This is a genomic window from Phyllobacterium sp. CCNWLW183 (genome assembly GCF_037203775.1).
GTDB lineage: Bacteria > Pseudomonadota > Alphaproteobacteria > Rhizobiales > Rhizobiaceae > Phyllobacterium > Phyllobacterium ifriqiyense.
On sequence record NZ_JBBCBN010000008.1, the window covers coordinates 35,076 to 57,176 of the forward strand.

23 protein-coding genes and 2 pseudogenes are annotated in these 22,101 nt (G+C 52.9%); 12 read left to right on the forward strand and 13 right to left on the reverse strand.

Annotated elements, in window-relative coordinates; genetic code table 11:
* Positions 1-124: 124 nt before the first annotated feature.
* A complete protein-coding gene (locus V9K95_RS17815; RefSeq protein ID WP_336441777.1) occupies positions 125-1,030 on the forward strand; it encodes a LysR family transcriptional regulator in 906 nt (301 codons plus the stop codon).
* A 104-nt stretch (positions 1,031-1,134) separates the two neighbouring features.
* Here the strand turns inward: V9K95_RS17815 and V9K95_RS17820 are convergent, their stop codons facing one another.
* Complete coding sequence (locus V9K95_RS17820; protein WP_336441776.1) at positions 1,135-1,863, reverse strand: polysaccharide deacetylase family protein; 729 nt, start codon at positions 1,861-1,863, stop codon at positions 1,135-1,137.
* An 882-nt stretch (positions 1,864-2,745) separates the two neighbouring features.
* On the opposite strand from V9K95_RS17820, the gene V9K95_RS17825 reads away from it, so the two are divergent.
* Both V9K95_RS17825 and V9K95_RS17830 read left to right on the forward strand, forming a co-directional pair.
* Positions 2,746-3,081 (forward strand): NIPSNAP family protein, encoded by a 336-nt coding sequence (locus V9K95_RS17825; protein WP_336441775.1) that lies wholly within the window; start codon positions 2,746-2,748, stop codon positions 3,079-3,081.
* Positions 3,082-3,130: 49 nt separating this feature from the next.
* Positions 3,131-3,742, forward strand: a complete 612-nt coding sequence (locus V9K95_RS17830; RefSeq protein WP_336441774.1) for a LysE family translocator — start codon at positions 3,131-3,133, stop codon at positions 3,740-3,742.
* A gap of 57 nt (positions 3,743-3,799) precedes the next feature.
* Here V9K95_RS17830 and V9K95_RS17835 read toward each other — a convergent pair.
* The 3 genes and pseudogenes from V9K95_RS17835 to V9K95_RS23740 all read right to left on the reverse strand — a co-directional run.
* Positions 3,800-4,160 (reverse strand): annotated as a pseudogene (locus tag V9K95_RS17835) (Dps family protein); the annotation flags it as partial.
* A gap of 22 nt (positions 4,161-4,182) precedes the next feature.
* On the reverse strand, positions 4,183-4,566 hold the full coding sequence (locus V9K95_RS17840) for a LysR substrate-binding domain-containing protein (RefSeq protein ID WP_337345121.1): 384 nt from the start codon (positions 4,564-4,566) through the stop codon (positions 4,183-4,185).
* Positions 4,551-4,733, reverse strand: a pseudogene (locus tag V9K95_RS23740) (LysR substrate-binding domain-containing protein); the annotation flags it as partial. The gene V9K95_RS17840 and the pseudogene V9K95_RS23740, both read right to left, overlap by 16 nt.
* 14 nt (positions 4,734-4,747) lie before the next feature.
* Between V9K95_RS23740 and V9K95_RS17845 the strand changes: the two are divergent.
* Both V9K95_RS17845 and V9K95_RS17850 read left to right on the forward strand, forming a co-directional pair.
* The gene (locus V9K95_RS17845) at positions 4,748-4,984 is read left to right on the forward strand and encodes a hypothetical protein (RefSeq protein ID WP_336441773.1); all 237 of its coding nucleotides are present in this window, start codon (positions 4,748-4,750) and stop codon (positions 4,982-4,984) included.
* A 242-nt stretch (positions 4,985-5,226) separates the two neighbouring features.
* Complete coding sequence (locus tag V9K95_RS17850; RefSeq protein ID WP_336441772.1) at positions 5,227-5,748, forward strand: cupin domain-containing protein; 522 nt, start codon at positions 5,227-5,229, stop codon at positions 5,746-5,748.
* A gap of 375 nt (positions 5,749-6,123) precedes the next feature.
* On the opposite strand, the gene V9K95_RS17855 is transcribed toward V9K95_RS17850, so the two are convergent.
* From V9K95_RS17855 to V9K95_RS17865, 3 genes are read right to left on the reverse strand one after another with little or no spacing between them, the layout of a single operon-like run.
* Positions 6,124-7,026 carry an NAD-dependent epimerase/dehydratase family protein gene (locus tag V9K95_RS17855; RefSeq protein WP_336441771.1) on the reverse strand — a complete coding sequence of 301 codons (903 nt, stop codon included), beginning with the start codon at positions 7,024-7,026 and terminating at the stop codon, positions 6,124-6,126.
* A 12-nt stretch (positions 7,027-7,038) separates the two neighbouring features.
* Positions 7,039-8,037, reverse strand: coding sequence for an ABC transporter permease (locus V9K95_RS17860; RefSeq protein WP_336441770.1), 999 nt, complete (start codon positions 8,035-8,037; stop codon positions 7,039-7,041).
* Positions 8,038-8,073: 36 nt separating this feature from the next.
* Positions 8,074-8,817, reverse strand: a complete 744-nt coding sequence (locus tag V9K95_RS17865) for an ATP-binding cassette domain-containing protein (RefSeq protein WP_336441769.1) — start codon at positions 8,815-8,817, stop codon at positions 8,074-8,076.
* A gap of 421 nt (positions 8,818-9,238) precedes the next feature.
* On the opposite strand from V9K95_RS17865, the gene V9K95_RS17870 reads away from it, so the two are divergent.
* On the forward strand, positions 9,239-10,228 hold the full coding sequence (locus V9K95_RS17870; protein ID WP_336441768.1) for a substrate-binding domain-containing protein: 990 nt from the start codon (positions 9,239-9,241) through the stop codon (positions 10,226-10,228).
* 902 nt (positions 10,229-11,130) lie between these two features.
* Here the strand turns inward: V9K95_RS17870 and V9K95_RS17875 are convergent.
* The 6 genes from V9K95_RS17875 to V9K95_RS17900 all read right to left on the reverse strand — a co-directional run bounded on the left by V9K95_RS17875 (position 11,131) and on the right by V9K95_RS17900 (position 15,257).
* The gene (locus tag V9K95_RS17875; protein WP_336441767.1) at positions 11,131-11,568 is read right to left on the reverse strand and encodes a GNAT family N-acetyltransferase; all 438 of its coding nucleotides are present in this window, start codon (positions 11,566-11,568) and stop codon (positions 11,131-11,133) included.
* 333 nt (positions 11,569-11,901) lie between these two features.
* Positions 11,902-13,086: an MFS transporter gene (locus V9K95_RS17880; RefSeq protein ID WP_336441766.1), complete on the reverse strand. Its 1,185-nt coding sequence runs from the start codon at positions 13,084-13,086 to the stop codon at positions 11,902-11,904.
* A gap of 114 nt (positions 13,087-13,200) precedes the next feature.
* Positions 13,201-14,121 carry a LysR substrate-binding domain-containing protein gene (locus V9K95_RS17885; protein ID WP_336441765.1) on the reverse strand — a complete coding sequence of 307 codons (921 nt, stop codon included), beginning with the start codon at positions 14,119-14,121 and terminating at the stop codon, positions 13,201-13,203.
* A gap of 47 nt (positions 14,122-14,168) precedes the next feature.
* A complete protein-coding gene (locus V9K95_RS17890) occupies positions 14,169-14,366 on the reverse strand; it encodes a hypothetical protein (RefSeq protein ID WP_336441764.1) in 198 nt (65 codons plus the stop codon).
* 441 nt (positions 14,367-14,807) lie between these two features.
* On the reverse strand, positions 14,808-15,008 hold the full coding sequence (locus V9K95_RS17895; protein WP_336441763.1) for a hypothetical protein: 201 nt from the start codon (positions 15,006-15,008) through the stop codon (positions 14,808-14,810).
* A gap of 30 nt (positions 15,009-15,038) precedes the next feature.
* Positions 15,039-15,257, reverse strand: coding sequence for a hypothetical protein (locus V9K95_RS17900; protein WP_336441762.1), 219 nt, complete (start codon positions 15,255-15,257; stop codon positions 15,039-15,041).
* A 650-nt stretch (positions 15,258-15,907) separates the two neighbouring features.
* Here V9K95_RS17900 and V9K95_RS17905 point away from each other — a divergent pair.
* The 6 genes from V9K95_RS17905 (at position 15,908) to V9K95_RS17930 (ending at position 22,096) form a co-directional block, all read left to right on the forward strand.
* A complete protein-coding gene (locus tag V9K95_RS17905; RefSeq protein WP_336441818.1) occupies positions 15,908-17,419 on the forward strand; it encodes an ABC transporter substrate-binding protein in 1,512 nt (503 codons plus the stop codon).
* Positions 17,420-17,493: 74 nt separating this feature from the next.
* Positions 17,494-18,447, forward strand: a complete 954-nt coding sequence (locus V9K95_RS17910; protein ID WP_336441761.1) for an ABC transporter permease — start codon at positions 17,494-17,496, stop codon at positions 18,445-18,447.
* 3 nt (positions 18,448-18,450) lie between these two features.
* Positions 18,451-19,344, forward strand: a complete 894-nt coding sequence (locus V9K95_RS17915; RefSeq protein WP_336441760.1) for an ABC transporter permease — start codon at positions 18,451-18,453, stop codon at positions 19,342-19,344.
* Positions 19,341-20,405 carry an ABC transporter ATP-binding protein gene (locus V9K95_RS17920; protein ID WP_336441759.1) on the forward strand — a complete coding sequence of 355 codons (1,065 nt, stop codon included), beginning with the start codon at positions 19,341-19,343 and terminating at the stop codon, positions 20,403-20,405. Before V9K95_RS17915 ends, V9K95_RS17920 begins: the two co-directional genes overlap by 4 nt.
* Positions 20,398-21,366, forward strand: a complete 969-nt coding sequence (locus tag V9K95_RS17925) for an ABC transporter ATP-binding protein (protein ID WP_336441758.1) — start codon at positions 20,398-20,400, stop codon at positions 21,364-21,366. Before V9K95_RS17920 ends, V9K95_RS17925 begins: the two co-directional genes overlap by 8 nt.
* 70 nt (positions 21,367-21,436) lie before the next feature.
* Positions 21,437-22,096 (forward strand): aspartate/glutamate racemase family protein, encoded by a 660-nt coding sequence (locus tag V9K95_RS17930; protein WP_336441757.1) that lies wholly within the window; start codon positions 21,437-21,439, stop codon positions 22,094-22,096.
* Positions 22,097-22,101: the final 5 nt, after the last annotated feature.

Here is a 22,101-nt window from a genome sequence, read left to right on the forward strand (position 1 = left end):
TTCGTTAAGAGATGTTGCGAGGATACCCTCATCGGAGAGCCATCCGCAGCCAACTTGTCATTGTCTTCTGCGAGCCGGTAGACCTAAATCGTGTGACGCTGTGTTGCAGGAAAAGGAACGCGATGTGCAACTTGAGGATCTGAGAATATTCATCGAGGTCGCTGATGCCGGCGGGATATCGTCAGCGGCGCTGCGCCTGGGCATTTCGAAGTCGATGGTCAGCCGGAGAATCACCCAGCTCGAGGCGGAACTTGGCGCACAGTTACTTGCGAGGACGACCCGTGGTATAGCGCTGACAGAAGCAGGTGTTACATTCAGGGAGCACGCAGCCCGGATTTCCACCGAACTGGATGTCGCAAAGGAAACGATGTTGCCGGCCGGTGAGCTTCGAGGCCGCCTGCGCATAGCCGTACCACTGTCATTTGGTCCAACGCATTTTGCTCCTGTCCTTTCGCAGATGGCGCGCCGACACCCCCAACTGCATATCAGTTCTTCCTATACTGATCGCTTCGTAGATCTCGTTGGAGAAGGTTTTGACTGCGCAATCCGTGTAGGCCACCTTCAGGATTCCAACCTCGTCGCAAGACGTGTGGGACCACTCTTTGGCAAACTTGTCGCAAGTCCTGCCTACGTCGAGGCTCACGGCGCTCCCGTAACACCGGATGAGATTGTGAATCACCAGGTGGTCATGCGGGAAGCTGAAACGTGGCAATTTATGGATGTCGACAAGATTGTCCTGGTGCGCCCCCAAGGGCGTTTCGTAGCTGACAACGGAGTATCGCTCGTGGCGGCCGCTTTGGAGGGGATAGGGGTCGCCTATCTACCCGAACCGCTCGTCGCCGATCATATCTCGTCGGGCGCATTGGTGCCAATCATGACAGGTTATCCGGTTCCACCGGCCGCCATCTTCGTCGTGAGACCGCCCGGTCGGTATCCCACGAGAAAAGTGAGAATCCTCACTGAGATGCTTATCGAATGTTTCGGAAACCTGACCGAGGGCGAGGAGAGCATCGGCAAAGGAGACGCTTGATTGGGCCATGAACAGCCTAAAACTAACAATGGTACCCGTTCGGCCTGAAATCGAGACATTCGGACGTTTCTCATTGTCGGCAATGACGTCCTGTTAAGTTCTATTCAATTTGAACTTCCCTGTTGCAGCGCCAGCAATTCGGAAACTGTGACAAATTTAAAGCCCCGCGCCTTGAGACCATCGATCAGAGCGGGCAATGCCTGCCGGCTGGCCCCTCGGCTTTCGTACATAACGTGCATGATGATGATCGAGCCGTTGGTCGCATTGGTAATCACATAGTCAGCCATAGCTTGGGGATCAGCAGCTGTGACCAGATCCGCTTCAGGTTCCACATCCCACATGATCGTGGTGCGGTCGTTCTGCGCCAAATACCAAGGCAATGCGACGAGTTTCTTGCCATATGGAGGACGGAAATGCAGCTCGCCCTTATACCCGGCATCACGGATCGCAGCATCCGTGTTCTCGATCTCCTCGCGAACCGTTGCGGAGCTCACGAAGATCATGCGATTATGCGACCAGGAATGATTGCCGATCTCGTGACCGGCATCCGCGATAGCTTTGGCCCCTGCCGGATTCTGGGCAGTCTCTCGCCCGGTGAGGAAGAATGTCGCCCTAACGTCGTGCGCTTTCAAAATTTCGAGCACGGGTTGAGTATAGTCGGTTGTGGGACCGTCATCGAAGGTAAGCGCCACAACGGCCTGATCAGTGTCGACGCGGGCTAGGAGATCGCCAAAGAGCTGGAAGGTTCTAGCGTTGGTCAAACGCAAGATGCCGAACAGTCCGGCGATGACCAGCGCAAAGACGACAGGTACCATTATCCAACGACGCATCATTGCCTACTCATTAAGAGTCTTTGACGGCAGCGCCTGGCGGTAACGCCAATAGCAGCTTCGCACACCGTGTCCGCACTTTAACGGCAGAAATGAGGCCGGTATCTGCCGGATTGTAAAGTGCCCGCTTTCGCCGTTGCAGCGATGAGGTGGCTTTCCCGGAAGCGGACATTTGCGCTGTCACAGTACGCCAGCATATCTTACGTTGATGATGCGACAACGTTCAGGATCAGTGCCCTTCATTCCAGTGACGCGGCTCAGACATGGCGAAAAGATAATCTGAAATTTTCACAAAGTCTAACCAGCCATCGTCGGTCGTAAAATGATGAGGCCGCGTGTGCTGGAAGTCGCGCGCATTGATCTTTTTTATCATTGACTGCTCTGATGAGTCCGCAGGATATCCGTCATTCAATCGCGGAGCAACCAGCCGGTCGGGGTTTCCTGGCGGGTGAGCGTTCGTCGTTAAATCGACAATCTCGAGCCGGCCGCCCCGTACTTCTATCGCGACTAGCCGCCGGCCAGTAGCCAAGAGCCGAGCGAATTCCCACTCTCCTGCCAACGCTCGCCTTCTTCCCCGAGGCGCCGAAGCATGGGACGGTCTTTGCGGCTGCTTTCCCGTTGCAAATATTGTCGCTGGACTACGGCGTATTCGTTTTGATCGGAATCCGACGGGACTGTTAGAGGACACAAGATGCGTCCCAACAATGAACCAATGATATGAAACGCTTGGAAGTCGACAGTGACCGGTGGGCTAACCCGTTTGTGCACTCCAAAATTGAATGCGTGAAATCTCTAATTCAAATCCCTTCGGAACCTCTGTGTCAGACGTCGGTTAAGGAATCAAACCGCAACACTCTGGCACTTCGTCGTACGAGAGGAAATTTTATGATCACCTGTGTTGTTAACTATGAGATCGATCCGACAAAGATCGAGATATTTGAGAAGTTCGCGTCAGCCTGGATTTATCTCGTGACCGAACACGGAGGCACACATCACGGTTATTTTCTACCTTCGGAAGGAGCCAGCGATAAGGCTCTCGCTTTGTTTAGTTTTGATGGTCTGGCTTCGTATGAACGATTTCGTTCCTTGTTTGGGGTTGATGCTCGGTTCATTAAAGTCGATCGGATCCGAGATGAAAGTGGATGTGTAGTAAGGCACGAAAGGACGTTCATGCGCCCCTTCTTTGCTTCTGATATCACCGGGATTGAGGGTGAAGTTTAATAGGAGAGCCATAACGTCTGGTCGCACTTAAATCGGTCTGGAGTTTAGAATGGAATTTACATCAATTCTTGTATTCGCCGTAGCGCTGGCAATCGCATCTGCGTCTCCAGGACCAAGCGTGGCGGCATTGGTGTCAAGGGTTATTGCCACAGGCTATAGAGGCGTCTTGCCGTTTTTAGCTGCAATGTGGTTTGGCGAAGCGATTTGGCTTGCGCTGGCGGTGTGCGGCTTATCTGTCCTCGCTCAAATGTTCCAACCGCTGTTCCTTATCGTCAAATGGATCGGCGTGGCTTATCTTCTCTACCTGGCATGGAAGATGTGGAACGCCCCAGTTTTCCTCACTGGTCAGACCGTGCCTGGCGAAATATCCAAGGCAAAACTTTTTGCAGCAGGCTTTGCTGTTACGATGGGCAACCCAAAAACGATGATGTTCTATGTTGCTCTGTTACCCACGATTGTCGATCTCGATGCCATTTCGACGGTCGGTTGGTTCGAGCTCACTGCGACGATGTTGGTCGTCGTCGTGTCCATTGATGTTGCATGGACTGTAGCTGCGGCGCAGACGCGACGCCTGCTCAAACACCGCAAGGCTATGATGATTGCCAATCGTACGAGCGCTGGCATGATGGCAGGAGCGGCCGCGGCGATCGCCGTTCGCTAATGTGGCAAAACGGCCAGATCTGGCTAAAGTTTTGCTTTAGATTTAACCCCGGTTTGGGAGGCTGGCGGTCACTGTATTGCCATGCCGTCGCAAAGATTGTGCGTCTCCTTCATCAACGAAACCAGTGCTACCTTGTCCTCGCGACGTTTAGCCAGCAAGTCTCGCAGTGTTACGAAATCAGCATCATTTTCGAGCAGACGCTTCGCTTTGGAGATATGGCCGATCGAACAGGTGGTCATGCCGTCAAATTTCCGGACCCGCTCGGCGATGCATCCGTCTTCGCGAATATCTGTTCGCCTGCTCATCTAACATCAGGTGATAATAGCGGAAATGCGACCGCTCATGTGCCAGTGGAAATTCTTGGTCTGAGGTAAAGCACAAACACATCAGCCAGAAGTGTTATCAATGCGCCGGAGACAAGGTAAACCGTGCTTCAGTCTCTAAGTTATTTGTATGAATTCTGTGGTCATGAAGTCGATGAAGGCTCGCACCTTCCTTGGGACGATTGGCGCACGAGGATAGATGATCGAGACCGTGCTTGATATTGGCTGGTATCCTTCCATCACAGGCACCAGCCGTCCAGTGGCCAGGTCCGCATTGGCGACGAAGCTCGCAAGAATGGCGATGCCTCGACCATCGAGCGCCGCATGATGCAAAGCAGCGATATTGTCCGAGTGCATGATGGGATCGACCGAAACTTCCACAAACTGTTCGGCTCGTTCAGTCTCCATCGTGCGCCGTGAATGAACGTTGAGAAATGCAGGATACTGTGGGATTGCAACTCGTCCGGGTGCGTAGGGCTGCCATGAGCATCGACGTAGGATGGCGAGGCTACTAGGAAACGGTCGTTCTCAGCGATCTTCTTCACCCGATAATCGCCGCAGCTTTCGCTCGCACCGATGCGAACGGCGGCGTCAAAGCGATCACTTATGAGGTCAACCACATGATCACTGAAGTGCAAATCGAACTGTAAGTCTGGATAGGCGCGCATGAAGGCCAGCAGGCGTGGGGCAATTTGGGGCTGGCGGTCACGGTCGGGTATTGCGGATCGCCGAACCGCTTGTCGCTGGTCAACGCAAGATTGAGGTGATCGCGGAGGATCTGAACAGTCCCGTCAACCTTATGGTTACCGATGATGGAATTGCCTATGTCACTGAGTCCCACATCCGCCACCGTATGGTCAACGGATTAGAAGAACAGCGCCCCCGCTCCTTCCACATTGTGATCGTTCCCCTGATCTGAGGCTGCACCGCGCTGAAGATATGCCAGGCTAAGCGAACCGGTTACACGGCGGTCAGAAATTGCGGTTGCGAAAGGTGCCCCTCCCTGTGTTAGAATTTTATGTTAGTATAAGCTACCGGGCAGGTTCAGTCCGCTTTGCCGGTTTCGGCCAAGTCTGGCTTGTCCGGACTAGCCTGGACTCATCAAAACCATGGGCCCTCTTTTGCGCACCTGCTGCCGCTTAAACCATCGTGATCGAGAAAATGACATTGTCAAAGGACCACAATCACCCCCAGCATCATGACCATGCGCACGGTGACGAACACCCCCATCAGGAGGTTGACTGGCGCGACAACGGGGTCAAGGTCATTCCTGGTAACCAGTTGGACCCCAATACGGCCCAGACGCCTGGCATGAACCGCGCGACGGCCATCAACAACGCGCGGGCTGGTGCGGAGAAAATCTGGGCTGGAACGGTAACAATCCATGCCAATGCCAAAACCGGCGCCCATCACCACGGCGATCTTGAAAGCATCATTTATGTCGTCAAGGGCAAGGCTCGCATGCGCTGGGGGAACCGTCTCGAGTTTACCGCGGAAGCCGGGCCTGGCGATTTCATCTATGTTCCGCCCTTTGCGCCGCATCAGGAAATCAATGCGAGTGAAGACGAGACACTCGAATGCGTGCTCGTGCGCTCCGGCCAGGATCCCATTGTCGTCAATCTTGATATTGAAGCGGTGGAAAGACCGGAAGGCGTCCTGTGGAAGGACCCCATTCATCGATAGGCGCGACGTTCGTGCGGGGCGACGCAGCCGATTCCGTACAAATCACGTTCAGAAACCCTTAAGCATGTTGGTCGCCTCAAGATTTGATCCGGCAGCATCGACCATCCTGACTTTCCCGGCCCAAAAACTGTCATGGCAACCGTCAGTGGTTGCGCCGTGAAAGAACCGTCGCCGCTACACGTTATTATATGACGCAAGTGTCCGAGACAAACGAGGGTTTCGACGGTTCAAAATAATCCTGAATGTATCAACGGTCCTCAGCCATTTTTCCCCCGTGGCGCTCCACCCAGCGTATTGCTTGGTTAAATCGATGCGACCTGGCCGCACAAAACGTGCGGTAATCTTACTCGCACAAAGACGACCAGGCGTCCCAAGCTACAGTTCCGATTCAGGCACCAGGTCTCGCCAGTTAAAATTCTCTTTGAAACCCAGGACTTCCCGCGTTTTCCGATTGGATAAAGGCGCCTCAAACTCATCCATTTCACGGCGCAGCGTTGTACCAGGGCAATACCGCTGGAGAAACTCGCGCGTTGGAAGCAAAGCCGTGATCGTGTCATTTACGGCATTAAAAACCTGAAAGCCCAAACCATCTTTGCGTATCGCCAAATCCACAATCTGGCCAAGATCGCGAGCGTCAATATAACTCCACGCGTTTCGTTTGCGCGACATTGGCCTGGCCAGGAAATCCGGGAACAATTTATACTCGTGAGGTTCGATAACGTTGCCTATCCGGAGTGCATAAATATCGGCACCATATCGTGCGGCGAATGCTCGTGCCGTGTTTTCATTAACGAGTTTTGACAGGCCATAACTGTCCATGGGATCAACGTCGTAATCTTCCTCAAGGGGAAAATGATGAAAATCCTTGTCACCTTCGGCGAAACATACACCATAGGTTGTCTCGCTCGACGCAATAACGATCTTTCGTATGCCAAGCTTAACAGCCGCTTCGATAACGTTATAGGTTCCCATAGTGTTGATCTGAAAGGTCTCGTTATCGGGTCTGATCAGGACCCGCGGAACAGCGGCAAAGTGAACCACGGCATCCACTGGTGCCGGACCTTTGCCACTTTCAAAGCCATTAAATCCGAAATGGCTGGACAAGGCATTGAACATTTGCCCGCTGTCAGTAATGTTCGCCACCAGTGTGTTCACGCTGGGATGGTCTAACGGCGTCAGATCCACGTTCAAGATGTCGTAGCCTTTGTCAGCCAAATATTGCACGACGTGACGACCGGCCTTTCCTGTACCGCCTGTGAAAACAATCCGCTTACTCATACTTTGACTTCCCTATTGATTTTGCCGGAACTTACGCAGTCGGTCAAACAGCACTGCCACCAAGATTGCCCCGCCTATAAAACAACCCTGCCAGAATGCGTTGATACCGAGCAAGCCGAGGCTGTTGCGAATGATTTCAATCAAAGCTGCCCCCACCAATGCGCCGAAGGCAGTTCCAACGCCTCCGGCCAGCGCGGCCCCACCGATGACCGCCGCTGCAATGACCTGCAACTCCAGGCCTGAACCGATATTTGTCGTTATCGCGCCAAGCCATCCAGTTTGAATGATACCTGCAATGCCGGCTGACAGTGATGATATCATGTAAACCGCAACCTTGATCGGGCGGACGGGAACGCCCGTCAATGTGGCGGCATGCTCATTTCCGCCAATGGCATAGATATGCCGGCCGAACCGGGTCCACCGCAAAATAAAACCTGTCAGCAATGCCAGTACAATCATGTACAAGACCGGATTCGCAATGCCGAAGAACCAAGCCCCGCCGCCAAGAGAAAGGAGTTTTGCCTGATCCGGACCGAATTCGAACACCACCGTATTGCCTGAAGCAACCATCGCCAGACTGCGGGCGATCGATAACATGCCGAGCGTAACAACAAACGGCGGCATTCCTAAGTACGCAATCAGAACACCATGGAAAGCACCAATGACGAGCGCGGTTGCAATTGATGCAATGATGCCCACTTCAATACTATAGCCAGCATGCATAACCACGCCCAGCACCATGCTGCAAAGGCAAAGGACAGATCCAACAGATAGATCAATGCCGCCTGTGATAATAACGAGCGTCATCCCGAGTGCGATGATTGCCACAAACGTCACGTTTCGCGTGATATTGTAGAGGTTCTTTGATGTTGCAAAGGAATCTGTAGCAAAAGAAAGAAAAATGCAGGCTAATACTACTGCTGCGAGAACCCAAAAGGTCTGGCTGCCCAGTTTTACAGATAGCCAACTTTCCTGTTTTTGGTCAATCGTTTGGTCAAGCGTGGTAGCCATGATGACGTCCGTTCCTTCAGCTACATGAACATCGCTTTACGCAGCTTGTTCAATTGCCCCGGTGATGAGCCCCGTTACTTCTTCAGGCGAACTCGCCTTTATTGCTTTGTCCGCAACTTTTCGACCACGCCGCATAACGATTACGCGGTCTGCAACGGTGAATACATCGGGCATGCGATGGCTGATGAGAACCACGGCTATTCCCTGATCCCGTAAATGCCTGATTAAGTTGAGTACTTCAGCGACCTGTCGAACTGAAATCGCGGCAGTTGGCTCATCCATCAGAACGAGTCTGGCATCGGATAGTCGTGTTCGAGCAATTGCTACCGCCTGCCGTTGTCCTCCAGACATCTGTTTGACCAGATCCCGGGGCCGCGTTTCCGACTTTAGTTCAGCAAATATTTGTCCGGAACGTCGGTACATCGCAGCATAGTCCAGTATACGCAAAGGCCATATGCCCCGGCGCAACTCGCGACCAAGGAATACATTGGCAGCGGCTGTAAGGTTGTCACAAAGCGCCAGGTCTTGATGGACAATTTCAATACCATGCCGACGCGCGTCTACCGGGCGGTTCAGAATGAGCTCCTGCCCATCCATTCGCATCACTCCTTCGCTCGGTCGAAAATTGCCCGCAATCATTTTCACCAAAGTCGACTTGCCGGCCCCATTGTCGCCCATGAGACCGACGACCTCACCCGGTTCAATGGTAAAAGATACATCGTTGACGGCTTGAATAGCACCGAAATGTCGTGAGACGTTTGCAAGTTCGAGAACTGCCACTGCTCCACCTCCCCTTTCCTATCGACCGCAGGCCCGATTAAACGGATCGTTTTCGCAAGTCGCAGGTGTTTCGACCAGTCTCCTCCCGAGGCCAGCCAACGACGACATCTATGCAAACCACGAGATAACCGTCAATCTACGAATGGCCCAAAAGTCATTTTATACGATAAATAAAGATTGACGGCTCGCTCAGATCGTTATTAGCTGGCTGAGGGAGGAAAATTTGGCAGGCCGAGCGGGAGTTCGCGCCGGCCTTGGGCAAGCGCAGGCAATTTCCCGCATATAAAAACACTCCGCTTCATCTTTTGACACAGACGTATTTTGTTTGATTGAGCCCAGAAATATCGTGCGAACACATGCGAGCGCGCCCACTCCGAAATAGAGTATCGTGCATCATTCAACGTACTAAAGGGAGGAACTAATGAAAAAATCGCTATTACTTATTGCTGCGGCTGCACTGGCCCTTAACGTCGTGCCCGCTTTCGCAAAAAAACAACTGGTAATCGTCGTAAAAGGTTTGGACAATCCATTTTTCGAGGCAATCAATCAGGGCTGCCAGAAATGGAATAGTGAAAATGCCAATTCAGAATACGAGTGTTTTTACACTGGACCAGCGTCTACCTCTGATGAGGCGGGAGAAGCCCAGATTGTACAGGATATGCTTGGCAAATCTGACACGGTGGCGATGGCAATTTCGCCTTCAAATGCCAAGCTGATCGCACAGACCCTGAAAACGGCAAGCCCCACGATACCCATTATGACCCTGGATGCAGATCTTGCTGCCGAAGACTCCGCTTTGAGAAAGACATATCTTGGTACAGACAATTACCTTATGGGATTTAAGATCGGTGAGTACATTAAGAAGGCGAAGCCAAACGGGGGAAAAATATGCTTGATCGAGGGTAATCCTGGCGCTGACAACATTTTGCGCCGTGCCCAGGGTACCCGCGATGCTCTAACCGGGGAAAAAGGCGCGAAAGAGTTGAAGGGGCAAGGCGGCTGGACTGAAGTCGCTGGCTGCCCGGTATTTACCAACGATGATGGAGCTAAAGGTGTTCAGGCAATGACGGACATCCTTGCCGCAAATCCGGATCTAGATGCTTTTGCGATTGAAGGTGGCTGGCCGTTGTTCGGCGCGCCGCAACCTTACCGGGATCTGGTTCGGCCATTGAAAGACAGGATTGCGAGTAACGACTTCGTCATATCGGCTGCAGATACTATCGGAGATGAGGTTGCTATTGCGGGTGAGGGCTTGGTAACCGCTTTGGTTGGTCAGCGTCCATTCGAGATGGGCTACAAAGCACCATCCGTTATGATTGATCTTATAGAAGGAAAAACCGTTGAAGATCCGGTCTTCACGGGCCTTGACGAGTGTACAAAAGACACCGTCTCAACATGTATTCAAAAATGACGGTTTAGTGCTAGTCTTTATCGTTGCTAAATGAACGAGGGAGGTGCTCCTGGAGCGCCCCCCTAATCCGACCTTTTTGGCTATAACGCACGCCAGAACCAAGTGGTTCTAATCTGACGGGGGCGTTTTCGGTCGTTGCATTCACCGATCTATAGAAATTGAACTTCCGATAGTCTTTATCATCACCGCTGGTTCGGCACCTGTTCCTGCGGAAAGTATCGACGTGGCAAATCAATCGTCTAATAATTCAGAACAGGCGGTTGTCGCGGTTAGCGTGCCCGGTCTTTGCCTGGGATTCGACCCAATCTTTCGTTGTATCCGGTAGCGACACATTCAAAGTAGACATTCATTCTGCACCCTTACACCCCGCCGGTCTCCATTATTAAAACGGTAAACCAAGTGATAGGCCCGAACGACATCGAACCTACCTCCCAACAGGCAGAACTTGAGCATCCTTACTGAGGATTGGGCATTTATTCTATTACAAGTCCTGTCAGCAAAACCTTCCTTTGAAAATGCCTATAAGAGGCTAATTTTCAACGATTTCGATTGTAGCGCAGATGTCCATAATACCCATTAAACTATTGCAAAGATTATGCACTGATCGAATTATAATGAATGGCGGACTGCATGATAGAACGTCTGACGCAACTCGCGAGCTATCTCAGCACTTTTGTACAAGCTGCCCGAGCATATTGAAGGTTCAAGGATCTATAAGCACACGTGCTAATGCGATAATGGCTTTGCGCCCGCATTCCGGCCATTTCAATCAGGATCGCTTGTTAAGCAAAGCTGTCGTTTAATAGCTATAACGAAGTCGATTTGCGGCGGTGGAATACCGACTATCCACTTTCATTGCGTCCATTTTGCAAAATAAGCCATCCGCACCCTACTCTGAAAGGTTAGATTGCCAGGTTCAATATTGGGCGCGCCCAAGTCACCTTCATTGTTGGCAGTTTAGTTCCAACGATCGTGGCCCCCATCCTTTGGTAGAACCCGACAGAAGGTGGGTGGGAGACAATCTTAATTGAAGAAATACCACGTGGCTTTGCCTCAGCCACCATGTGTTGAAATAGCTTCGCACCTATTCCCGTTCCTTGAGCGTGATCGGCAACAAACATGAGGTCCAATTCCGGTTCGTCGGTTAGCGTTAGGCAGTAGAAACCCGCTATAGCGTCCTGAAGGACGGCGACGTAGAAAACTTCTGCGTCTAGCTGGGCGGGCGTGATGGCATAGCCGTCCAGAATGCTGGCGTAGTTGCCTTCATAGGCACTCGATTGATGCATCAACTGGGTGAGCGCCTTTGCATCACCGTGTTTGGCAGGTCTGATCTTGAGCAACGTGCACCTTCTGAATCTGGCTCATGGAGAATTCCATGTCCGCTTTTAATAGCACCACGCACGAATTGCGACGTCTGTTTGAGGTATTGGCTGCGGGCGGCAACGTATCCCATTCTGTTAGCTAGATCGCACACTTTGCTGAACTGCGTCCGGAGTTGACACGCATCTGTTCAAATCAGATTCTTGCAACAGAACCCAATTCAGCCAGCTAGACGACATGGAAGGGCAGAAACCGTTCGCCGGTCCCGCTTATTCGCATCAGCCGGTCCAAGATCTGCATGCAAGGCCTGCTTTCAGGACCGGCACTGGCGAGCCGCAAGGCAAAAGCAACATCTACCGCATCCACTCGGTTTCCCACTTTGCACGTCGCATTTGTACTGCAAGGATCAGAACTGCGACCCCTGCCACAAATGCGCCGGCCAGGGGAATGAGCGGCAAGTTCCCGCTGGCAATTGTCGCGCTGCCGAGCACACCGCCAAGAGCAGTTCCCAAATTAAAGGACGCAATATTGAGACCGGCAGCGACTGCTGTTGATCCGGGAACGTAACGTTCCGCCACTTTCAAAAGACGAATTGTGAGCATCGTAACGGTGGAAAAGAACGAAACCCCCAATAGCCCGATGAGCAGCACCATTGTAAATTGTGAGTTGTTGAACAGATAGAGACCCGTAAGGTTGAGGCCCAGTCCTAAAATCCCGATCATAACACTCCGATTAACGTCCGTCTTATCGACGATATAGCCACCGATGAGATTTCCAGCGACTGTACATAAACCAAACAACAGCATTGCCGCACTGAGCCCCTGAATGTCAGCGTCCGTTATCTCCAGCAGATATGGGGCAACGAACGTAAAGAACGAAAAGGTCGCAAGGCTGACCAGAACACCGACGCCTGCCGCAATCATCAATTGCGGATGAATAATCGCTCTGATGGCAGCCCAAGCCCCTCGACCAGTTGTTGTATGGCTATCACGTGCATTGCCGTTCATGAAGATTAATAACCCTGCTCCTGCCAGTACACCCAGAACGCCGATGAATATGAAAATGACACGCCACGACCAAATATTCCCGAGGTAAGTGCCCAGGGGAACACCTAGCGCGAGGGCAAGCGTCAATCCGATCCAAACGACCGAGACGGCTCGCCCGGCCTTTGCCGGATCGGTGAGCTTTGTTGCTGCGTCTGAAGCAACCGCCATGAAAACCCCATGGCTGAGACCAACAGCGAACCTGATTACAAGCAGAGTAAAAATATCAGGCGCAACCGACATTGCCAGGCTTCCCACGGCAAGAATGACCATCGCCAGGATCAGAACGTGCTTTTCCTGCCAATGCGAGACAAGTGCCGTCAACAGAGGCGCTCCAATCGTGGCACCAAAGGCATAGGTCGCAATGACGGTACCAACGATCCCGATGTCAGCATGAAGGTCAATGGCGACTGCAGATACCAGACCCGCTACGACAAATTCAGAAAGGCCAAATGCAAACGTGCACAGGGAAAACATGTAGACGGCAAGGGGCATATGAATATCCTGACGATCTCGGAAAAACCACAACATGGGCGCAAAGCCAGGATGCCGGAGTAGCGGTTTCGGAGCAGCTCGTAAAATATCTTATATGTCCCGAAATAAGACGATCTAAGTCTTGTTCGAAGCGTCAGGGCCCATGCTGCCTCTGATCTCATCGATCAGTCGATCCCGAACTGCCGAGGCCTGGCCACGATTCCAGGCCATCAGCAATTTGAGATGACGGATATTATCAGGCGCATCAACGCTGATGGGGCGAAATACAACGTCCCCGCGTGCATTCGATGCCAGCGACGACGGCACCAATGCAACGCCAAAACCGCTCGCGACCAAAGCTATCAAGGTTGGCAAGCGCCGCGCTTCTTGAGTAATCCTGGGCGAAAAACCGGCGGCCTGGCAAAGACTTATGATCTGGTCGTGGAAGCCCTGACCCAGTGCTCTGGACGAAGCCACGAAAGATTCAGAGCTGAGTGCGTTCAGCGGGATGGAGTCATGTGACTGTAGTCTATGCCCTGCGGGTAATGCAGCAACGAAGGGTTCAAAAAATATAGTTTCATAACACAATTCGGGAGTAGTGGTGCCCGGTGAACGCAGAATTCCGATGTCGGCCACACCAGATTCCAGAGCCTTGACCTGCTCATGTGTCGGAGCCTCACGCATGGTGAACTCAACGGTAGGATGGGCGCCGCGAAAGGTTCGCAGCGCCCGCAGCAGCGACGAATAGGGCGCAATATTGATGAAGGTCATTGTTATGTGGCCATCGATACCTTTGGCGACGCGCCGAGTGCGCGCGAGCCCGTTATCAAGTGAGAGCAGGATCTCCCTCGCCGTTTGCAGGAAGGAAGCGCCAGCTGGCGTCAAGGCAACGCTACGGTTCGTGCGCTCCAATAAGTTAAAGCCAACCTCGGCTTCAAGCCGGCGGATTGCCTGGCTCAGTGGCGGCTGTGCCATATGAAGCCGTAGCGCCGCGCGATTGAAATGCAGTTCCTCAGCGACGGCAATGAACTGCCGTAGCAAGCGTGTTTCAATCATCAGAACCTCCCGCATCTCGAAAGAAAGAAAATAATATTATTATCGTCTCAATATAAAAATGTTGAATTAGCGAAGCCGCAGCGAGCCGAGTATTCTTTTTGCTCTGCTGTCTCAACGCCTTTAGCGGTGATTTTCAGGCCCTTCGCACGGGCCATACAGATTATGTCGGCAATGAGTCCCGCTGCGGACCGGTTCGTCACAATAACCTTGTCGAGCTTGATCCGGTCGACGCCGATGTCCTGCACCCCTTCCCAAACGAGTAGTACCCGGTTCCATCATCGATAGCGAAACGCACGCCTTGCAAAGTGTTGCGGTCGATTTCTGGCACTGCCCGGTGCCATCAAGCAGCAGACTTTCAGTGATTTCCAGTTTTCCGGCTACCCAATGGTACCGTTTCTAGTAACCAAATCGGGAACAGCCATTGGCTGCTCCGCGCTGCAGCACTGACGGCAGAATTGATCCATGCCTGGGGGCGAAGCCAACGGAAATGTTCGAGAAGCGACTTGTTGAAATTCAATCGCCTCCACTTGTGCTGCCGCACCCGTTTTCACAGTGAAAACCAAACAGGGTGCATAACAGCTGCTGATCGAACCTTGCCAAGAGAAGTTCGGCCAAATTTAACATGTCTTCGCATACTGTCTCAATTCCTATGATAGGGAGCGAGGTCGATGTTCAGCCCCGGAATCCTATAGCCGTTTTCCGTGGCCATAAACGCTGGCAGGCGTCGGATTGATTGCCCGCGTGGGATTTCCCGAAGGCCTGTCTTCCTCCTTGAGACCCTTCATTCTTGCCCGCGCTCCGGGAATAACATCCAAATCGCTTTCTGCGGTCAGCATGGGCTTGCCGTGCTCATCTCGCGTCACGAGTTTGGCATTGCGGATCAGCACCTCACGTTTATCGTCCGATAGCGTTTCGAGCTAGGTCATCATATCTTTCGCCGCGATATGAGCAAAGCTTTTCGCCAAGGTTCCAAAGACCTGCCCTACCCCATAGCCGTTGGCGTTGAACTGCGTGAGCTGCTCGATGAATTCCGGCTTCAGATCCGCAAAGCTCAAAAACTGTTTACTGTATTTTTCAAAGTCGCGCTTTTCGCTCTCGCCAAAAACATTGTAGATCGGTGCCGAGGCCAGCTGCATTACCGCACCTGACTAGGTTCGAAATTGGGTGAACTGGGGAAGCGCTGACAACAACTACCTGTGCACTCAAGCTGTGTCTTTCGTTGTCGCCACGCTCTTCGATGATGATGAGCAAAAGCGCACCCTCAACGTCTAGCTTAGTAACCTGTCGTGGAACTCCTATCATTTGCAGCAAAATCGATGGCAACGATCCTTCAGGAATTTATTGTCGTAAAAGCCCTGCGGGAGCAGTGCCTGCCACAGCCATCATGGACGAAACGTTTGCAACACATCCATCGAAGCCTGTTGTCATTTCTTCCAACTAATCATCCCGTACCAAGACGTGGCTACCGCACAATGATTAATCAGTTCGCCAGATTATAAGCCGATGTGTTGATTGATATTGCCTGCAAGAACCCAAGTTTCGCTGATATTGGCAGGAAAACACCATTTCACGAAAACTGGCATGAAACCTGCTTCTCCTCTGTTGGAAACATCCAGTGCGGAGATAAAGAATGAAATGGGAACAGATAGGCACATCGCATACACCGCGAAACCAAGAGGCTATTGCCACCAAATTAAGTCAAGCTGTGTGTGTGGGAGCGATAACCATCGCCCTGTCGCTGTCTGCCGTCACCCTCAGCTTCGCTGCTGGAACCTTGCGTATCGGCATGACTGCTTCTGACATCCCTCTTACCACGGGCCAGACTGACCAGGGAGGCGAAGGACAACGTTTCATGGGCTATACCGTCTATGATTCATTGGTGGAATGGGATCTTTCCAAAGCCGATGAACCTTCAGGACTTGTTTCCGGGTTGGCGACATCTTGGGCAGTTGATGCGACGGACAAGACAAAGTGGACGTTCAAACTGCGCGCTGGCGTCAAATTCCATGACGGCAGCCCTTTAACGGCTGACACAATTATCTGGAATCTCGACAAACTACTGAAGCAGGATGCTCCGCAATTCGACCCCCGACAGTCGGCGCAAGGCAAATCCCGTATTCCCGCTGTCGCAAGTTACAAAGCACTGGATACACTCACGCTTGAAATCACAACCAAGTCGCCCGACGCAACGCTGCCTTATCAGCTCAGCTGGATCACCATCTCGTCTCCCGCTAATTGGGAAGCTCAAGGCAAGAGTTGGGATGCGGTGGCCCAAAAGCCGTCAGGAACAGGGCCCTGGAAGCTTGCGAGCGGATTCACGCCACGCGAACGTGCCGAATTGACACCAAACAAGGAATACTGGGATGCCAAGCGCGTACCCAAGCTCGACAAGCTGGTGCTCATTCCACTTCCGGAACCAAATACGCGCGTCGCGGCGCTGCGATCCGGGGAAGTGGACTGGATTGAGGCACCGGCTCCAGATTCAGTAGCATCCCTCAAGGATGCTGGTTTCGCGATTGTTACCAATTCCTATCCACATAACTGGACGTGGCACTTGTCGCGCGTTGAAGGTTCGCCGTGGAACGATATCCGTGTGCGTAAGGCGGCCAACCTCGCTGTTGATCGCGATGGTCTCAAAGAGCTCCTTGGCGGCCTCATGATACCGGCCGAAGGGTTTATGCCACCAAACCATCAGTGGTTCGGAAATCCTACCTTCAAACCGAGCTATAATGTTGAGGAAGCCAAAAAACTGATGGCAGAGGCCGGCTATGGGCCCAACAAACGTATCAAGACCAGGGTGATTATCTCTTCCTCGGGCTCAGGTCAGATGCTGCCGTTACAGATGAACGAATATATTCAGCAGACACTCGCCGAAATCGGCATCGACATCGAATATGAGGTCGCCGACTGGAATACGGTCATCAATATATGGCGGGCAGGCGCCAAGGATGCGAGCTCGAAGGGCGCGACGGCGATCAATTACAGCTATTTTATCCAGGATCCATTCACGGGTCTTATCCGTCACTTGCAGTGCAATCTCGCTCCACCAGCTGGCACGAATTGGGGCTATTATTGTGACCCGGAAATGGATGCCCTGTTTGACAAGGTGCGCAACACCTTCGACACCGCCGAACAGGACAAGGTCTTGCAGCAGGTTCACGAAAAATACGTAAACGAAGCGCTGTTTTTGATGGTGACCCATGATGTCAATCCACGAGCGATGTCAAAAAAAGTCAAAGGCTTCGTTCAGGCACAGAACTGGTTCCAGGACTTCTCTGCAATAACAGTTGAGGAATAACGCGGCGCGGAGATGCACCATCTTGTCGGTGCATCCCCGTTGCAAGGCCTCGATTTGTTTTCAATGAGGACATCATGCTGATTTATAGTTTGAAACGTTTATTGCATGTCATACCGGTGGCCATCGGTGTGAGTATTGTCTGTTTTCTACTTATTCATATCGCACCTGGCGACCCTTTGGCTGCCATTTTACCTTCTGATGCGTCTGCCGAACAGCAGGCACAGATACGCAACTTTTACGGCTTCGATCGACCGCTGATTGTACAGTACGGCCTGTGGGGCTGGAGAGCGCTACAAGGTGATCTCGGCAATTCAATCGCAACTGGACGTCCGGTCATCGGAGAAATCGGTGATGCGGCAGTCAATTCGTTGATCCTCGCGGTAGCGGCAACCGTGATCGGCTTCACACTTGGCGCCAGCCTGGGTTTCCTCGCGGGCGTCTTTCGCGGCACGTGGATCGATCGTGTCGCATCGGGTCTGTCAATGATTGGTGTGAGCATCCCTCACTACTGGCTCGGTATGGTTCTCGTCATCGCATTTTCGGTAAAGCTTGGCTGGCTACCGGCGATGGGAGGGGGCCCTGGCGGGTCGGGCGGACGTTCCTTTGATTGGGATTATATCCGGTACCTGATCCTGCCGGCCATCACCATGTCTGTCATTCCGATGGGCATCATCGCAAGAACAATTCGATCGCTTGTCGCGGATATTCTTTTGCAGGATTTTACCCAGGCGCTGGTCGCCAAAGGTCTTATGACCCGACAGATCATGAGGCACGTCATTCGCAATGTCGCTCCCACTGCAATCTCGGTAATGGGTCTGCAGCTTGGTTATCTGCTTGGGGGATCAATTCTTATTGAAACGGTATTTTCCTGGCCGGGAACCGGGTTTCTTTTGAACGGCGCCATCTTCACCCGCGACCTGCCCGTCCTTCAGGGCACCATCCTTGTGCTCGCCATGTTCTTCGTGTTTGTCAATTTAGTTGTCGACGTGTTGCAAGGCGCAATCGACCCGCGCATTCAAAGGAGCTGACGCATGGATGCCAACCCTTCGTCTGCCCTTGTGTTTGCGCCTCCGGCGATAGTCCGGTCTGCGGGTTTTTGGAGTGGTGTATTTCATCGGCTCCGCCGTGATCCGATTGCCGTGATCGCGCTCGGCCTTATACTCATCCTTATCTTGGTTGCACTTTTCGCACCCTATCTGGCGCCCTACGATCCTACCAAGGCAAGTATTATCCGGCGTTTGAAACCCATCGGCACCCCAGGCTATATCCTTGGAACGGACGAACTCGGGCGCGATATCCTTTCCAGGCTGATCTACGGAGCGCGGCTTTCTCTTGTTATGGGGGTCATTCCGGTTCCCGTCGCCTTTGTTATTGGCTCAGCAATTGGAATCATTGCGGGCTATGCTGGTGGCATCGCCAATAGCCTCATCATGCGGACGATTGACGTGTTCTATGCTTTTCCCTCGGTTTTGCTGGCGGTCGCGTTGTCAGGTGCACTCGGCTCGGGTCTTACCAATGCGCTCGTATCCTTGACGGTGGTTTTCATTCCGCAGATCGCGCGCGTTGCAGAAAGCGTTACCACTCAAGTGCGTAACCTCGATTATGTCGACGCCGCGCGTGCTTCAGGAGCGGGACCGTTGACGATCATCACGGTCCACATTCTTGGTAATGTGCTTGGGCCGATCTTCGTCTTCGCCACAAGTCTCATTTCTGTATCGATGATCCTCGCCTCTGGCTTGTCTTTCCTGGGTCTTGGGGTTCGACCCCCGGACGCCGAGTGGGGGCTGATGCTCAATACATTGCGCACTGCAATCTATACCAATCCCTATGTGGCAGCTTTGCCCGGGGTGATGATCTTTTTCACATCAATCTGCTTCAATCTTTTCTCTGACGGGCTGCGCAAGGCCATGGATGTAAAGTCATGAGCGTACTCGGTCTTTCCGCTTCCTCACCGGATACGGACCCCAGAGATCGTGGTGGCCCCGCTCAACCACTGATTTCCGTCCGGGATCTGCAGAGACATTTCCCGGTGAAAGGCCAGGGACTGTTCCAGACCAAGCGGGTCGTTCGCGCTGTCGACGGGATTGATTTTGATATTCTTAAAGGTGAAACGCTCGGTGTTGTTGGCGAGAGCGGATGCGGCAAGTCCACGACGGCACGCCTCTTGATGCAATTGATCAAGCAAGACAAAGGTGAAATTCTCTTCGACGGCGAGACAGTAGGTGGCACACTCCCACTCCCCGACTATCGCCGACAGGTTCAGATGGTGTTTCAGGATAGCTATGCTTCGCTAAACCCGCGGCTAACGATTGAGGATTCGATCAGCTTCGGACCGCGCATCCATGGTGTATCGGCAAACAAAGCCTTGGCACGAACCCACGATTTGCTTGATCGCGTGGGTCTGGAACCGAGACGTTTTGCTGGTCGTTATCCGCACGAGCTTTCTGGCGGTCAGCGCCAACGGGTTAACATTGCCAGGGCTCTGGCTCTGGAACCGCGTCTTGTTATTCTCGACGAAGCAGTTTCGGCTCTCGACAAATCGGTCGAGGCGCAGGTGTTGAACCTATTACTCGACCTTAAGCGAGATTTTGGCCTCACCTATCTTTTTATCTCCCACGACCTGAATGTTGTCCGCTTTATGGTGGACCGGGTCATGGTGATGTATCTTGGCAGGGTCGCGGAAATCGGGACCCGGGATGCCGTGTTCGAGGCGACCCGTCATCCCTATTCGGCTGCACTTTTAGCATCCATGCCCAAGGCGGATCCGGCCAAGCGAACAACCGAGGCGCCGCTTGCCGGAGATCCGCCCAACCCGATCGACCCTCCATCAGGCTGCCGGTTTCATACGCGATGTTCCTTTGCCGAGCCTATCTGTACTAAAGCCCTGCCGCCATTGTTTGGTGATACGCACAAAACCGCTTGTCTGATGTCCCTTCCAGGCTCAGGTCACAGCCGCGCCTATGATGGAGGAATGAAGCATGTCTGAGGTTGCGCCGATGATCGATATCAAAAATCTGTCGGTAACCTTCTGGCGTGGCCGCAAGCCAGTCAAGGCTGTCAGTGGAGTTAGTCTTGCAGTTCGCCCAGGCGAGGTCGTTGCCCTTCTCGGCGAGTCCGGTTCCGGGAAGAGCGTGACCATGCGCTCGCTTCTAAGGTTGCATCCTCCGGGCACATTGATCGAAGGATCAATCAATATCGCCGGGCAAGATGTGTTGGGCATGTCAAAGCAAGAACTTGGCAATCTGCGTGGGCGGGCAGTTTCCATGGTGTTCCAGGAACCTCGTCTGGCCCTTGATCCGGTCTATACAATTGGCGATCAAATCACGGAGACCATACAGCGACACGAAAAGGTCAGCCGCGCTGGCGCCAGAGACCGCGCGCTCTCACTATTCCAGAAAGTTCGAATCCCTTCGCCAGAGCGGCGGCTCGATACATATCCCCACGAAATGTCAGGCGGCATGCTTCAACGCTCCATGATTGCCATGGCAATCGCCTGCAATCCGAAGGTGCTTCTGGCAGATGAGCCCACGACGGCGCTCGATGCAACTGTGCAGATACAGATTTTGCTGCTGGTCCGTGAGCTACAACGCGAATACGGTCTTTCGGTTATTTTTGTGACACATGACATCGGCGTGGCAGCGGAAATTGCCGATCGCATTGCAGTTATGTACGCCGGGCGCATCGTTGAGGAAGGTAAGGTGGCCGATATTATTTCCGCGCCCCGTCATCCATACACCAAGGGCCTTCTCGGCGCGCGGGTGGAACTGGCACATGGTCGTGATCGGCTGATCACAATTCCCGGCTCGCCTCCTGACCTTACCAACCTGCCGCCTGGCTGCGCCTTCGCACCACGATGCGAGAAAGCCGCCGAAGGATGTCGAATAGCGGTACCCACCCTTATTACACACCATCATGACAGGCACGTTGCCTGCATTCATCCTGGTTAGTCTCGTTCGACAAACGACCATACGACCAAATGAAGGGAGCTGCGCAGCTTATAGGAGAACGCCTCAGAATATGCCATGCGTACGTTTGATAAACCCAAATACATCAACAGAGACGACAGCGATGATGGTTGCGATCGCACGCGATGCGCTCCCATCCGGCTTTGTTATTGAAGGTGTCACTGCAAAGCGCGGTGTCCCGATGATCCTGAATGAAGGCCAATTGGCTGCTTCTGCGTCTGGTGTCATTGAAATGGCGCTAGAAGAAAACGACCGTTTGGATGGCATTATCATTGGAGCATTCGGTGATCCAGGCATCGACATCCTGCGCAATCTGGTCACCTTTCCGGTGGTTGGCATATGCGAGGCGAGCATGCTCGACGCCTCCATGAAGGGTCGGCGCTTCGGGATCGCAACCATTACGCCCGGTTTGGTTAGCAGCTTTGCCGCAAAGGCCGGGAGTCTTGGCGTCGGTAATCTGTTTACCGGAACGCGGCTGACACAGGGAGAACCTGAAGCGCTTGTCGCCAACAAGGAAAGGCTGAAAAGTGCTTTGTTCAGTGCCGTTGAAAAATGTTTTCTGCATGATGGAGCAGAAGCCGTTATTGTTGGCGGCGGACCGCTGGGTCAAGTTGCGCACTGGTTAAGCCAACGGTTCTTGGCGCCTGTCATCGCACCAATACCCTCCGCAGTTACACTCTTGCTTAAGCGCATTGGCAAGCCGCAGGCGTAGATCGC